This window comes from Geomonas limicola, assembly GCF_014193675.1.
In the GTDB taxonomy this organism is placed as follows: domain Bacteria; phylum Desulfobacterota; class Desulfuromonadia; order Geobacterales; family Geobacteraceae; genus Geomonas; species Geomonas limicola.
Window position 1 is genome coordinate 208505 of record NZ_BLXZ01000005.1, and the last position, 14357, is coordinate 222861.

The 14357-nt window shown below is 62.9% G+C and carries 10 protein-coding genes; all 10 read right to left on the bottom strand.

Annotated elements, in window-relative coordinates:
• Positions 1-61: 61 nt before the first annotated feature.
• The 10 genes from H7688_RS13625 to H7688_RS13670 all read right to left on the bottom strand — a co-directional run bounded on the left by H7688_RS13625 (position 62) and on the right by H7688_RS13670 (position 14349).
• Positions 62-553, bottom strand: coding sequence for a PAS domain-containing protein (locus H7688_RS13625; RefSeq protein WP_183361706.1), 492 nt, complete (start codon positions 551-553; stop codon positions 62-64).
• A gap of 249 nt (positions 554-802) precedes the next feature.
• Positions 803-1291, bottom strand: coding sequence for a glutathione peroxidase (locus H7688_RS13630; protein ID WP_183361707.1), 489 nt, complete (start codon positions 1289-1291; stop codon positions 803-805).
• Between the two features lie 16 nt (positions 1292-1307).
• Entirely contained in the window at positions 1308-1910 is a 603-nt protein-coding gene (locus H7688_RS13635) for a short chain dehydrogenase (RefSeq protein ID WP_183361708.1), read from the bottom strand.
• 50 nt (positions 1911-1960) lie between these two features.
• A complete protein-coding gene (locus tag H7688_RS13640; protein ID WP_183361709.1) occupies positions 1961-4975 on the bottom strand; it encodes a BamA/TamA family outer membrane protein in 3015 nt (1004 codons plus the stop codon).
• Between the two features lie 407 nt (positions 4976-5382).
• Positions 5383-5796 (bottom strand): thioesterase family protein, encoded by a 414-nt coding sequence (locus tag H7688_RS13645; protein WP_183361710.1) that lies wholly within the window; start codon positions 5794-5796, stop codon positions 5383-5385.
• A gap of 136 nt (positions 5797-5932) precedes the next feature.
• Positions 5933-7594 carry a mucoidy inhibitor MuiA family protein gene (locus H7688_RS13650; RefSeq protein ID WP_183361711.1) on the bottom strand — a complete coding sequence of 554 codons (1662 nt, stop codon included), beginning with the start codon at positions 7592-7594 and terminating at the stop codon, positions 5933-5935.
• A 31-nt stretch (positions 7595-7625) separates the two neighbouring features.
• On the bottom strand, positions 7626-8543 hold the full coding sequence (locus tag H7688_RS13655) for a DUF6268 family outer membrane beta-barrel protein (RefSeq protein WP_183361712.1): 918 nt from the start codon (positions 8541-8543) through the stop codon (positions 7626-7628).
• 45 nt (positions 8544-8588) lie between these two features.
• Positions 8589-9275 (bottom strand): haloacid dehalogenase type II, encoded by a 687-nt coding sequence (locus H7688_RS13660; RefSeq protein WP_183361713.1) that lies wholly within the window; start codon positions 9273-9275, stop codon positions 8589-8591.
• A 276-nt stretch (positions 9276-9551) separates the two neighbouring features.
• Positions 9552-9959, bottom strand: coding sequence for a bacteriohemerythrin (locus tag H7688_RS13665; protein WP_183361714.1), 408 nt, complete (start codon positions 9957-9959; stop codon positions 9552-9554).
• A 238-nt stretch (positions 9960-10197) separates the two neighbouring features.
• Entirely contained in the window at positions 10198-14349 is a 4152-nt protein-coding gene (locus H7688_RS13670; protein WP_183361715.1) for a DEAD/DEAH box helicase, read from the bottom strand.
• Positions 14350-14357: the final 8 nt, after the last annotated feature.

Below are 14357 nucleotides of genomic sequence, written 5' to 3' on the forward strand. Positions count from 1 at the left end.
GCCGTCTTTTTTTTGATGAGCTGCCCCGGAATATCTGGAGGCGCTACTTACTGCAACGGCCTTACTGGCAGGCGAGCGTGGGACCGGAAATCGGCTCGTCTCCATGAATCTTCAACAGTACGTAGTCGCTGAACTTCTCGGTAGAGATGAGGAAGCGGACCTCTTGGGGGTGGTCCGGCGAGTTCTGTTTGAGGGTGGCAGGCACCCGGACCTGTGGCGTTCCCGTCGCGTGCGTCTCCAGGATGGAGCGCCTGATTACGCAGCCGGAGCAGTGGTAGGTGTTGCCGCAACCGCCTGGTAGCCGTGAATAGGCACACTCGAAGACTTCGCCTGTCCGGTGCCCGGCAAACTGGGTGGCATCCTTGCCGAGCAGGTTCAGGGCCTTGTCGTTTGCCGTCTTCACGATCCCCTCGTAACTCACCAGCAGTACCGGTATGGAAATCTGGTCCAGGAATTTCCGGAGATCGTTGGGTATGTTGATGATGACTGCATTGGCACAGGGAAGACAGATGCCATAGGAGATGCCTTTACCCGAGCTATCGGTTTCGCTCAACTTCTTACCGCACCACGCACAAATCTGTTTCATGTTACGCGATGACCTCGCTGATCTGTTGTAGAGAAATCACTGTGCCGTGGACAGTGCGGCACTGTGACGAGAAGCCCTGGTGGCTTTGCTGTCTCTCTTTTGCCGATGAGTACAAACCTGAAGACTATGTAAGACGAGTCTTAATGTTTGAGATTAGATCAGTCATAAACTCAATGCAAGAAAAATAATGTTCGCCCCTGCGTGGTCACCTGAACTCTAGAGCAGGGGCTCAACATCCTGCGCGATGCTTTCCGGTGTGGTAGTCGGGGCGTAGCGCTGCACTACCTCTCCGGTACGGTTCACCAGGAACTTGGTGAAATTCCACTTGATAGCTTCGCTTCCCAGAAGACCTTTCTGTGCCGACTTGAGCAGCCGGTAGAGCGGGTGGGTCTCCGGCCCGTTCACCTCCACCTTCGCAAACATCGGGAAGCTTACCTGGTAGGTTAGCGAGCAGAAGGAGCGGATCTCCTCGGCGTTCCCCGGTTCCTGGTGTCCGAACTGGTCACAGGGGAAGCCGAGCACCGCCAGGCCCCGGTCGTGGTAGCTGCGGTAGAGCGCCTCCAGTCCCGCGTACTGCGGTGTGAAGCCGCACTTGCTCGCCACGTTGACGATGAGCAGTACCTTGCCGCGGTACGGCTCCAGGGTCTGGCGTTCGCCTTCGAGGGTGGTGACTTCCATATCGTAAATGCTCTGCGATTCCTGCATGAAAACTGCCTCCCGATCAGGCGAAGTCTCTCGCGTTGATGACGATGCCGCTGCGCGCGCCGGATATGCTGGAGCGATAGGCCTCGGCGACCCGTTCCGACGGCATACCGATTGCCGTATCCATCCCCAGCGCCAGCAGGGTTTCCTTCACCCAGGGTGGGCTCACCACGTTGATGCGGATGCCGCGCGGCATCTCGAGTGCCGCTGCCCGGACGAACCCCTCGATGCCGGCGTTGATCATGCTGATCGAACTGCTTCCCGGCATCGGCTGCTGGCTCAGGATGCCGCTGGTCAGGGTGATGGAGCCTTGGTCCTTGATGTGGTTCAAGGCGACCCGTACCAGGTTCACCTGGCCCATGAGTTTGCTGTCGAGACCGAGCTGGAAGTCGGCGTCGCTCAGTTCGTTGAGCGGTGCAAAGCGCGCCACGCCTGCTGCGCAGATCAGCGCCTCGAACGGTCCTACCTCTTTGAACAGGTTCTGCAGCGATTCCCTGTTGGTGATGTCGGCGCGGAAGTCACCGCTTTTCGAGGCAACCTTCACTACTTCGTGTTCGGCGCTCAGGAGCTTGACGACTGCCTTGCCGATGGTTCCGGTCGCTCCCACAACGATTACTCTCATAGCCTTATCCTCCTCTGTTTGAGGGCGACGGCTTTGACAGTTGGGTCGCCCTACAGGTTGACGTATATCGTAAAGTATACTTGGTTTTCCCCTCCGGCGCGGAATCCATGTGCGACGCCGAGGGCCGGCGTTATCTTGAGCCAGTAGCCCAGGGTGACATCGAGGCGTGCCTCGGCACCGATGCCGACCTTGAGCCGGTCGCTGTCGAAGTGGTTCTGGTCGTCCCAGACCTCGCCCGCGTCCACGAAGAGCGCACCGTGCAGCTTCTCGGCGAACACCGGCCCGGTGCCGGGTCCGGCCATCGGGTAGAAGAGGGGAGCCCGGTATTCCAGGGTACCGGTGGTCACGAACTTGCCGGTCTGCGAGCGGGACGGGTAGCCGCGCACCGGGTAGGGGTTCAGGTCGGAGGGGATGCCGCCGATCTGGAACGCCTGCTGCCCGTACTTCTGGCTCAGGTCCGCAAGGCCACCGGAGAGGCGCAGGTAGAGCACCTGGTGCCGGTCACCGCCGAAGGGGAGCCGCAGGAACTCCTGGTAGCGTGCCTCGAGTTGGGAGTAGTCGAGATCGCCCCCGAAGGCCTCGGCGAAGCGGCGGTAGGTGAGCGAGACGGTGCGCCCTTCCTCGGCAGAGATCGAGTAGGGGTAGCTCAGGGCATTGTCGAAGCTTACCTCGGCGAACAGGTTGGTGCGCCTGCCCCGGAAGATGGTGAGGCCGTTGAACCTCCCGGACAGACTCAGGGTGGTCAATGCGCTCTGATCCTCGAACTGGTAGCCGCCGGTTAAGAGGTAGCGCGATTCCAGAAAGTTGATCGGGTAGGAGACTTGGGCGGTGAACCCCTGGTCGAGTTCCCAGTAGTCGCCGCGCTGCTGCAGGTTGTCGTAGAGGACCGGCTGCACGTGGGCAAGTAGCGAATAGGTCGGGTAGCAGTAGTCGTTGCGGTAGATAAGGTCGAAATAGCCACGATCCCTGCCAAAGCTGTAATCGGCGCTCAGGGCATAGGACTGGTAGCCGAGCACGTCGGCACCCGCGGTGAAGACACCGAGGACCGGTGTATCGGAGCCGTCACCGGTCAACCGGGGGAGCCAGAAATGGGGCAGCAGCGTGGGCCAGGCGCGGTAGGGCGTGCCGTTCATCGCCGGAAGGGCCGGCTCGGGAGTCAGCGACGCAGCGGCGGCCGCAGCCGCAGCGCTCGGCGCGTGGGGCGTTGCCGCGGGTGCCGCCGGGGCTGCTGGTTCCTGCGGGTTCCCCGATGGGGCGGTTGCCGGATCGGCCAGGTCGACAGGGCGTTTGCGGGTAAGCGGCAGGGCAGGGCCGCGCTCGGTGCTGAAGCTGGCGGGATCGAGGGCGAGCTCAGCAATCAGGAAGCCGCGACTCTGGTAGCTTGAGAACACCGCGGCCTTGCCGTCGGGGGCGAGGTCCGGCTGGAGCGCACCGCCCAGGAGATGGCTCACCTGGTAGCTCTTCCGGTCGCTGAGCCGGAAGGCGAAGAGGTTGAAGACCCCGGTTTCGTCTGAGACGTAGGCGATGAAGGAGCCGTCGGGAGCCCAGCTCGGCTGGTCGACGCTGAAGGGGGCGCTGAACAGGGTGGTGTCCTCGCCGCTGGCCACACGGTAGAGGTGCAGCGAGCTGTGGCCGGCATTGTCGCGCAGGGCATAGCAGACGCTTGAGCCATCGGGGGACCAGCGCGGGTTGGAGACGCGCTCCTCGCGGTAGCTGGTGAGCTGGCGCGGTTTCAGGTCGCGCTCCAAGAGGACCAGGTTCTGGCTGCCGCGGTCGCTTGTCACCGCCACGAACCGGCTACCGTCGGGGCTTACGTCCACCCCCGAGAGCCGCTCGCCGCGGGTGAGCCGGGTCACCCGGTCCAGGGCTACCTCGTACCGGTAGAGGTCCTGGTAGACATCGAAGCCGCGGTTGATCTCGGCCTGGGTGAAGTAGAGCCTGGATCCGTCCCGCGACCAGCTCAGAGAGCCGTCCGAGGGGAGGCGCCGGAACTCGGCGAGCTGGTTTGTTCCGCTGCGGTCGGTAATGACCACCGTGGTGTGGTCATGCGGGTCGCGCCGGGTGTAGGCGAGCCGGCTGCCGTCGGGGGAGAACCTCGGGTTGGTGAGTCGCTCCCCCCGGTTGCTGAGGATGATCGTGGGGGTGAACGGCTTGCTGGAGAGCGTCGCGATCTTTTTCTGTTGTTCCGCACGCAGGTCGAGCAGCATGTCGTTGTAGAGCTGGTCGTAGCTCCGGCCGAAGAACTGGCGCGGCGCACCGTTGATGAAGTAGGGGAAGCGGCCGGCGTGGCTCAGGTTCAGGACGCCGAGGGCATCCTTGCCGTAGCGGTCAGCCATAAATTTCTGGAACCGGTAGCCGTACAGGTAGCGCAGGTTTCCGGAGGGCCAGAAGGGGACGTCGCCGTTTACCTGGTCCACCCGGGGGAGCGTGTTCTGCGCCACCGCCATGCGGAAGACCATGTCGTAGTAGCTGCCGGTGCCGCGTCCCTGGCCGTTGAACTCCGTTTCGGCCCAGGTCGCCATACCTTCGTGCCACCAGCGGGGGAGGAAGATGTTGGGAGGAGCCGAGAGGAAGAAGACCAGCTCGGAAAGGGGATCGGCCCCGGGGATCGGCTTGCCGAAGATGCCGCGGGTGGTGCGCCAGAAGCCGCGCGAGGGGTCCAGGTTCACGATGTGGGTGTACTCGTGGGTGATCAGGACCTTGAGCCAGTCGTCGTACTCGCCGATCGTCGAGTCCAGGGCCGGCGGCACCACCTGGATCAGGATGGCGTTGTAGGGGAGGGCGGTGGTGAGTCCGTTGGTGAAGTCGGAGTTGTCGATCAGCACCAGTTGAGTTTTCTCGACCGGGCGCCAGCCGAACTGGTCGCCGAGCGAATTGCGCACCTCTTCGGCGATGCGGGCAGCTTTTTTGGCGACCGGTTCCAGGCCCTGGTGGTAGTGGACCGAGAAGTTGGGAGTCTCAATGGTGGAAAAGACAAATGAGGTATCGAGGTGCGCGGCGTGGGAAACAGAGGCCAGGCATACCAACACCAGTGCAGCCAGAACAGCGATAACAGATGATCTCATAGGCTCCTTCGCGAACAGGGAGAAATATATAAAACTATAACGAACAGGGATGAAGGGGATAAACGGGATAAAAACCTAAACTAACAGGGATGAATTGGATACAAGGGATAAAACATATACTAACAGGGGTGAATGGGATGCAAGGGATGAAAATACAAAAAAACAGTACTAAATTGCAATAGGTAACATGAAGCCAACAGATTCCAGCAACGTGCGCTGTATCTACAACATTAATACCATTCATTATTGTTGAGTTTAAAGATTTGGATGTATCCCACCTGTCGTTTTTATCCCTGTTGCGTTTAAGGATTTGCATCTATCCCATTTATCCCTTTCATCCCTGTTGTTTTAAAGATTTTGATTTATCCCATTCATCTCATTCATCCCTGTTAGTCTGGTTATTTCGTTTATCCCAGTTTCTTTTTCAGGCGTTCCTTGAACTGTTCCCTGTTGATGGTGAAGCGCTCGTGGCTCCCCTTGCTGATCAGGTCCTTTTCGTCGTGGACTTCGATCTCCCACAAGGTTCGTTTCCCGGTGACCTCCACCAAACGCACCTGCGCGGTGACCTCCATCCCCGGCGGCGTCGCCGCGGAATGACTCACGTTGATCATGGTGCCCACGGAGCGTTCCCCCTCGTCGAGAAACGGTTGCAACGCCTCCATGCAGGCCCACTCGATGAACCCGACCAGGTAGCCGGTGGCGAAGACTTCCGGCATCTCCCGGAACAGTGCGGACTCGGGATAGAGCCGCGGCACGGTCTTCTCAACCGGGACGCGGAATGTGTGGGTATGGGTAATGCCAGCGGCAAGAGTGTCTTTCATGTCGACCTCCCTGACTCAAGCGACCTTTCTTTCTCTACTACAGCCCCTGTGACGGTGTGCGGCAACCTTCCTGATGCTCCCCATCGGAGGCCCAGTTAGTGTACAGCACCGTCCAGCATTGTCTAACAATCTCCCGTTACTCAGCACCTGTGAGTGTGCGCCCTTTGGGGTACTCGATCACGATGTCGTAGCTCAGCTTCTTCTTCTCGCCAGGGGCCAGGTTGAGCTTCCAGGTCAGGGTGCCGTCTGGCTTGCGCTCGTCCGGCGCGGGCTTTTCCTCCTCCAGCTTTACCTTGATCTCTTCGCTCCCCGCCAACGGCAACTGGTCCACCAGCGACAGACGGATCGGTTGCTTCTTGAAGTTGTCCAGCTCGACGCTGACCCGGTAACTGATCCGGTTGCCGCCCAAAAGGCCTCCCTGCTTGCTGACCCGGGCGACCTCGCGCTTCACCTTCACCCGCTCGTCGGCGCCGAAGTAGAGATCGAACTTCTCCCCGGCGGCAATCGTCTTCAGGAAGCTCTTCCCGGTGAATACCGCGTCGTTGAAGATATTCACCTCGCCGGCCAAGAGCGGGTAGCTCGAGGCGTTGGTCACCTCGGACTTCAGGAAGACCCGCGGTGCGAGTTTGGGTACGCTCTGGTATTCGGCGTTCACCGGAAGCGTGGCGACGGCGATGACGCTGCCGGTGCGGCTGCCGTCGGCGGGAATGTCCACCGGCTGAGGTACGCTGAAAAGGACCGAGGTCTGCCCCTCGGCGAGTTCAGCCTCCACCGGGCGTGCCGAAACCGAGCTGGGAGCGGCGCCCTCAAGAACATCCAATGCCTGCGCCTCGGGGGCCGGCGCCGCACCGAGGGCAAACGCTCCCGTTGCCTTGGCAGCCCGGCGCGGGGTCAGCGGCATGGGGGGCTGGTAGAATCCGACGTGCCACGGGAAGAGCTCCGGGGGGGCGCCGCCTGCCTCGGGACGCGCGCTGGAGAGCGCGAGCCGGACCTTGGGCCAGGCTTCTCCCGTCTGCTGCCAGACCTGGGCCCGGTAGGTGAGCTCCGCGGCCGTCCCCTCGGCATTGAGGCGCAGGTCGTAGGTCGGGACCCAGTGCGCTCCGGCAACCAGGTAGCTCAGCTCGAGATCGAAGCTCATCTGACGTTCCGCTTCGATCGCGACCTCGACGCTGCGCACCTCCTTGCTGCGGTTCCCCTTGGCCTGCTCCAGCTCCTGCCTGAGCGCGTTGATGCGGCTTTGCAGCGGCCTCTTGGCGGCCTCGGTTTCGTAGATGCTCTCTTCCACCTTGCCGACACCCTCACCCACGAACTTGGCAGCATCACCCAGTTCTCCGGTCGTCGGCTTCCCCTGACCAAGCTCCTTGGAGATCCGCTCGCCCCAGCCGACCCGGATCGACTCGAGAAAGGCCTTCTGGGCAGCGAGCCCCTTGTGCCGGGCGTCGAGCGCGGCAAGCTTGTGCTGCCCCCCCTCGATCTGCTCCTCCAGCTCCTGGATGTGCTTTTCCTGCAGCTGCTCGAGGAAGACCGGCTTCACGGTGAGACCGGCGATACGTGCCCCTGCGCTCCCCTTTCCGGATACCCGCAGCGAATCCTGGTTCAGTAACAGCGGCAGGTTGTCGATGCTCACCAGGTTGAGACCGGCCTTCAGGTTGACGGTTCCCGTCCGGGTTACCTGCGCCTGGTCCGCATAGACGGTGACGGATCGTATCTGGGAAACGACGGGGACTGGCTCGCCAGTCGCGGCGGAGGCGGCGAGAAGTGTGATCAGCAGGGAGATCAAAAACGGGCGGAGCTGCATGGTGAGACCCTCCAGTGACGGTTCATATCAATTACCAGCGCAGGTTCAACGAGGCCCGGGCGAAGGGGCCGTTATCGATCGAGAGGTCCGGGTGCCCTGCGCCAATCTGCTCATAGAAGAGAAACTTGCGGTAGAAGGCGTACCCCGCGGCCACTTCGCCGGTCAGCCGGTCGGCCAGGTTCCACTCGGCGCCGCCGGTGAACCGAAAGTCGCGGTAGCGCACCACCCGTGCCCCCAGGCTGTCCTGGTGCAGCTGGTACTCGGTTCCGTTGTATTCCCCGTTCAGGTTAAGCTTCAGCTCCGGCGTTACGGCGTAGCTCACCGAGGGGCGCGGTGCTGCGATGCTGATGGTCCAGCGCTCGTCGGGGCGGTACACCAGGCCGATAATCGGCAGCACCGGAAGGACGTGGTAACCCGGGGTGTAGAGGAGTCCGGCAAGCAGGGTGAGGCGCTGCGACGAGACAAACCGCCCGATCACACCGAGACGCACCCGCACATCGTCGCTGCCGATGGCGCGGTAGTCGCCGGCGATGCTTGGAGCGATAAAGGCAGAGTAGCCGAGGCTCTGGTCGAGCTGGTGATCGAGGCGCAGCCCCAGCGTCGTGCTGTACAGGCTCCCCGGTAGGCGGGCAGCAGCAGGTGCGCTCACCTCGACCTGGGTGTAGCTCAATTCCGGGGTGAACCGGAACCGGCGCTCAATCTTGATGGAGCGGCCGAGTTTGACGCGAAACTCGCCGAGTCCCACCTGGCCGCCGGCGTCCCTGCTGTCGCTTTTGGGCCACCAGCCGGTATCGATGTTCAACTCCCAGGGGCGCGGGACTGGCCGGGGTGCGGGAACCGTCATCAGCTCGCCGGCCGATTGGGCGGGAGAGTCCTCCTCGGCACGGCTGGGCTCGACGTAGCAGAGAAGTGTCAGGAACAACACGATAAAGAGGGGGGTGCGATTCATGCGGAGCAGTACCTCCAAAGAAGGCGGTTCAGGATCTAAGTGGAGTCACCCCGACCGCGGCTGGCGCTCCACGGCGGAGGCCAACTCGGCGAGCGTGGTGATGGTGACGGTCGGTTCGCTCCCCCACGGGTCGAAGAGCGCGTCCGGCGAGCGTTGCAGCCAGGCGGTGCGCAGCCCGGCCGAATCGGCACCGAGCACGTCGAAGGGGTTTGACGAGATGAGCCAGGTCTCGGCGCCGATACTCCCGGCCCGGCGCAGGAAGTGACAGTAGACGCCGGGGTTCGGCTTGAAGGACTTGATTTCGTCCACGCTGACCACGTCGAGGAAGAAGTCGCGGATTTTGGCAGTCGTCAGGAGTTTTTCCACCGCCTCGCGGCTGCCGTTGGAAAAGGCGTAGAGCCTATAGCCCTGCTGTTGCGCCAGGCGCAGCCCCTGTTCGACGTCGCTGAAGGCGGGGAGCACCTGGTAGGCCTCCAGGAGTTCCTGCTTCTGCTGCGGGCTCAGTGCCACCTTGTAACAGGTCAGGGTGTAGTCGAGGGCTTGGCTCGTGCAGACCGCAAAGGTCTGGTAGTTCTGCATCACGGCGCGCCTGAAGGAGTACTCGAGCTGTTTGTCGCGCCAGCAGCGCGAAAACTCCGCAGCCCGGTCACCCAGGTACTGCTGCAACATGACCACCACTCCGTGGGTATCGATGAGTGTGCCGTAGACATCAAAGGCGAGTGTGACAGTCATTGGACTTTCTCCTCTGGTACTGCTTCAGGAAGATCGATCACCATGGCTTCCTATAAGGAAGCAGGATCGCACAATTGTAACTGAAGGCACCTCACAGGCAAGCGGCCGATGGCCAGTTCTACCTGTGACGCTGCATGATTACAAGTTTAAAAACGTGCACTCAGAGAATGGAGGGGGTGGTGTTGCCGGGTGGTGCCAAGGGGAGAAACAGCGACGCCCCACGAACAGGTATCTGCGTCTGCATCGTGGGGCGGTGGAGTGAGGCGGAAAGGGGTGTCAGGAGTGGCCGTGCTTCTTCAGGTACCGGGTATAGCGCTGGTCGGTGATCTGGATGTGGCTCAGGATCCAACTGGAGAGGAAATTCACCACTTCAATGTTCAGCCCCGGCTTGCGCGCATCGAAGTTCTCCCTGAACTCGAAGGCCTTGGTGATGAACTTGTTGTGTTCCATCTGGTGCAGTTTCTCTTCCGGATACTTGTGCTTTTTCAGCAGATCCTCTTCCGTTGCAAAGTGAACCTTGGCGTAGTTGAAGAGGTTGGTGATGGTGTCCTCGATGAGTCCGGCATCCTTGCCGATACGCACTGCATCTTCCAGCCCCTGCAGCAGTTCGATCAGCTTGAGGTGTTGCTCGTCGATCGTTTCTATGCCGACGCTCAGGTCGGAACTCCATTCGATTTCTGCCATGGTCTCGGTCTCCTTATGACGTGCCCCCACGCTACGGTGTCACGAAAGGTGCGTTAGGAACTGCGGCCCAGCCGCTAGTGTATCATGTGTGTCGGAATCTGCCCGACTCCCAGGCCCGTCGATACAAAAAAAAGAGACGGGCGCCGATCTTACGGATCAGTCACCTGTCTCTTCGGGAGCATGGTCATTTTCTTGAGGGGTTTCCGCCGCTGGTTGCGCGGTTTTATAACGCCGCCTGTTATCCCTGGCGCAAAAGTTCCAGGAGTTCGTCGGCACTCACCTTGCCGCTCAGATCGCTTTCCTCGAGGAGGCTGTCGGCCAGGCCGCGCTTGTGCTGGTGCAGCCCGACGATCTTCTCCTCGATGGTCCCCTTGGCAACCAGCCGGTAGATGGTCACCGGACGCTGCTGGCCGATCCGGTGCGCCCGGTCCGAGGCCTGGTCCTCGACTGCCGGGTTCCACCAGGGGTCCATGTGGATCACGTAATCGGCTGCGGTGAGGTTGAGGCCGACACCCCCCGCCTTCAAGCTGATCAGGAAGAGTTCCCCCTCGCCGGCCTGGAAGGCATCGACCCGCTCTTTGCGCTGGCGCGCCGGGGTACTGCCGTCCAGGTACTGGTAGGGAATGCCGGCCCGGTCGAGGTTCTCCCGGATGATGGCCAGGTGCCCGACGAACTGGCTGAACACCAGCGCCTTGTGCCGGTTTTCCCTGAGTTCCTCCACGATCTCGGTGAAGGCGGCGAGCTTGCTGCTGGGGACCGGGCTTTCCGGCAGCACCAGGCGCGGGTTGCAGCAGGCCCGGCGCAACCGCATGATCTCGGCCAGTATCTTCATGTGGAGTTCGGCCTTCCCCTCCACCTTGCCGACCCCCGCCAGGTTCTCCAGCGCACTGCGCCGCAGCGCCTCGTAGAATGCCGCCTCCTCTGCGCTTTGCTCCACCTTGATGGTGATCTCGGTGCGCGAGGGGAGCTCCTCCAGCACCTGGTTCTTGGTGCGGCGCAGGATGAAGGGCTGGATCAGCTTTTTGAGCCTCCCCCGTGCCTTCTTCTCCTCACCTTTCTCGATGGGGGCGGCGTACTTCACGTTGAACTGCTTGAGCGAGCCGAGCAGCCCCGGGTTGATGAAGCGGAACACGTTCCACAGCTCGCCCAGGTGGTTTTCGATCGGGGTGCCGGTAGCCACCATCTTGAAGGCGCCGCTGAGCCCCATGGCCGCCTGGCTCCTTTTGGTAGCGAGGTTCTTGATCGCCTGCGCCTCGTCGAGCACGATCCCCTGCCAGGAAACCGCCGCCAGGAGCTCGGCCTCCTGCTGCAAGAGTCCGTAACTGCAGATAACCAGGTCGAAGGGCTTGAGGCGCTGCAAGGTCCGGGCACGATCCCCGGGGCCGAAGATGGTCACCTTGAGGGTGGGGGCGAACCGGGCGGCCTCGCTCTCCCAGTTCAGGCAGACCGAGGTCGGCGCCACCACCAGGGACGGACCCTGGCTCGCCATGCTGAGGAGCTGCGCCAGGGTCTGCACCGTCTTGCCGAGCCCCATGTCGTCGGCCAGGCAGGCTCCGACCCCCCAGTGGGCCAGCCGGTTCAGCCAGCGGAAACCCTCCTCCTGGTAGCCGCGCAACTCAGCCTGCAGCGTGCTCGGGAGCACCGGCTCAAAGCTTTGCACACCGCGCAGCCGCTTGAGCTGGTCCTTCCAGTGCTGGTCCGTGCTGCACTCACCGGCCTCCCGGGTGAGATCTTCGAAGATGCCGGCCGCCAGCGGATGGAAACGGAATCCCTTGCCGTGGGGCTCCGCGTAGTTCGCAAGCTCCTCGAGGCGCTTTCTGAGTTCGGCGGAGAGCGCCAGGTACTCGTTATCGCCTACGGCGACGAAACGGCCGCTGGAATCCTTCATGAGCTTCACGAGCTCCTGCAGGTCGAGGGTGAGCCCCTCGTTCACCGTGAGCGTCCCCTCCAGCTCGAACCAGTCCTTCGCCTGCCTGATGTTCACCTTGGCCTGCCGGATCCCCACCTGCTCGCGTACCGTGAAGCGCGCCCCCTGGGGCCAGGCGACCCGGATGCTCTCGCCCAGCGCCTGCAACTGCACCAGGAGTTCGAGGGCGCTCTCCGGTGCGGGCAGCAGCCACTGGCCGTCCTCCTCTTCGCGCTCAGCGAGGACCGGCAGGGCGGCGAGCGCCTCGGCGCCCCGGCGCAGTTCCAGCCGCAGGTCGCGGCGCGCCTGCACCCGCTGCCCCTCGAGAACGGCCATGATGGTCTCGCCACCGGTTCCCGGCTTAAGATACGGGCCGGCCTCACCGAACGGACGGACCAGCTGCTCGAGTTTCACCCCCTCCTGGTAGGGGAGCAGGTGGAAGCAGGGAGTGGGATCCCCCACCAGCAGTTCCGCCTCGCTGGAGCCGATGTCCGAGTGCACCGTGAGGATGCCGGAGAGCGACTTGATCGCCTCGAGCGTCTTCTCGCGTGCGTGCGCCGGGATCTTGAGGCCGTTCCCCACGATGGTCGCGATCTTGCGGTGTTCCTCCTTGATCTGGAACACCTTGATCCTTGTTGGGCTCTCCTTCTGCAGGTAGATGCGCTGGTCGGCCTCGAATGGGGGGGAGAGGGACATCACCAGGTGGTCACCCTCGTTTAGCAGCTGCAGCTCGGGCTCTCCAGCGACGAGCTCCAGGCGTACCGCGGCCGCGGCATCGAGGTAGACCTGCGGGTGTCCGGTCAAAAGCGGCAGGGCGCGGTCCAGGTCGAGACGGTAGACCTCGCGGCCGTAGTATCCCGATTCGCGTTCCTTCTTGATAAAGCGGCAGACCTGCAGGTCCTGCTCGCTCAGGAAATCGAGTTCGGGATGCTCTCCGGCGAGCCTGCGCAGCGCGATATTTTTGCCGGCACTCCACTTGCCGGTGGGGGAAAGCTTCTGCTCGCGCGGCTGTAGCTCTACGTAGCGGCCGTGGTCCTGGAAGTGCCAGATCAGGCGCGAGGTGGTGGGCTCCGCTCCGCGCGCCTCCTCGGGACGGTTCAGGCTGCCGAGCGCCTTCAGCGCGTGCTCCCAGAACTCGGTGCGGTGGATCGCCTCGATCAGGGGGATGCGTCCGGCCTCCCGGTAGCGCAGGTGCAGCGCTTCCGCCTCAGCCGGGGCGTGGCCGCAGGCCCGGGCCGCCAGCTCGAACTCGTCCGCAAGCCAGAGGTACCCTGCCTCGCGCGCCGGCTGCGAGAGATCGGCAACCAGCGTGGCCTGCACCTCGTTCACCGTAGCGCCGCTCCAGGACAGGGTGAGCGCCGCGAAGAGCCCCACGAGCGGCGAGTTGGAAAGCCGCGGGATCAGTGTTTCCAAGAGGGCACCGGCTCCCCGCGCACCGCGGCGCTCCTCGACCACCAGGCTGAGCATCCGGTAGAGGTCCTGGAGGGGCCAGTCCCGTTTGGCGAGCACCAACGAACAGAACTCGTCGGCGCGCTCCAAGAGGGAGGGGTCGCCGGAGGCGATGAGGGTGACCAGGTAGAGCGGGCCGGAGAGGTCGCTGAAGAAGGTCCTGCGCTTGCCGGTTTCCTTGCGAAACAGGGCAAGTGCCTGCTCGAAGCCGGTCAGGGCCTCGTCCAGGGCGTTTCGGGTCAGCGCCTCCCAGGCCAGGACGGCAACCTCGCGCGAGGAGACGCCGGCCCGGGCCGCGGATCTCGCCTCATCGGGGCGGCCGCGCAGCATGAGTTCCCTGCAGTAGAGGTCGTGGAGCGCCTGGGGGAGTTCACCCTGGTCCACACGCCGTTCCAGGACCTCGAACGCCTCGCGTACCGGTACAAAGGTGGTGAGGGCGTAGTTGAGGATCTCGGCTAGGGCTGGGTCGAAGAGCTGGCGGGGGAGGGTGGCGAACCACTGCGCATCGAAGGGGAAGCTGCAGATCAGGACGAAGGGGTGGCAGGTAAGGGCTTCGTAGGGAAACTGGCGCTCGAAACGGGCCAGTTTCTCGAAGACGAAGTTGGGATCCTGGCGGTAAAAGCCGATCCTGATGTCGCGCAGGGCGTGCTGGGGAGCCCGGTAGTAGCTGCTCCCCCACTCGCTCACCATGGGGACCTCGATCTGCACCGCGAGGACCATCCCCTCGAAGCTGCCGCTGCGCACGGCACTCAGGGTCGCCTGGTGCGCGATCTGCCGGTTGCAGCGCACCCCCTCGCGGGACACCTCGACGAGCTTTGCCTGGCTCAGCCCCTCTAAGAGTTCCCCAAGGCTCACGGCGTTGAGCTTCAGGTCGCCCGGCAGCCTCGGGTTGAAGCGCCGGGCGAGGTTCAAAAGGACGTTCTTGGAGATCGGCGCGTAGGCAACCGACAGGAGCTGCACGAGGACACGCTCGGCGGGCTCGAGGCCGGCAAGCCTAGCCAGCAGCGCGGCAGAGGGGGCGAAAGGAGAGGGCACAGGGATCC

Excerpts from the sequence above, each read along its gene's own strand:
- H7688_RS13630 (WP_183361707.1), bottom strand. The coding sequence starts at position 1,291 with ATGCAGGAATCGCAGAGCATTTACGATATGGAAGTCACCACCCTCGAA.
- H7688_RS13635 (WP_183361708.1), bottom strand. The coding sequence starts at position 1,910 with ATGAGAGTAATCGTTGTGGGAGCGACCGGAACCATCGGCAAGGCAGTC.
- H7688_RS13640 (WP_183361709.1), bottom strand. The coding sequence starts at position 4,975 with ATGAGATCATCTGTTATCGCTGTTCTGGCTGCACTGGTGTTGGTATGC.
- H7688_RS13645 (WP_183361710.1), bottom strand. The coding sequence starts at position 5,796 with ATGAAAGACACTCTTGCCGCTGGCATTACCCATACCCACACATTCCGC.
- H7688_RS13650 (WP_183361711.1), bottom strand. The coding sequence starts at position 7,594 with ATGCAGCTCCGCCCGTTTTTGATCTCCCTGCTGATCACACTTCTCGCC.
- H7688_RS13655 (WP_183361712.1), bottom strand. The coding sequence starts at position 8,543 with ATGAATCGCACCCCCCTCTTTATCGTGTTGTTCCTGACACTTCTCTGC.
- H7688_RS13660 (WP_183361713.1), bottom strand. The coding sequence starts at position 9,275 with ATGACTGTCACACTCGCCTTTGATGTCTACGGCACACTCATCGATACC.
- H7688_RS13665 (WP_183361714.1), bottom strand. The coding sequence starts at position 9,959 with ATGGCAGAAATCGAATGGAGTTCCGACCTGAGCGTCGGCATAGAAACG.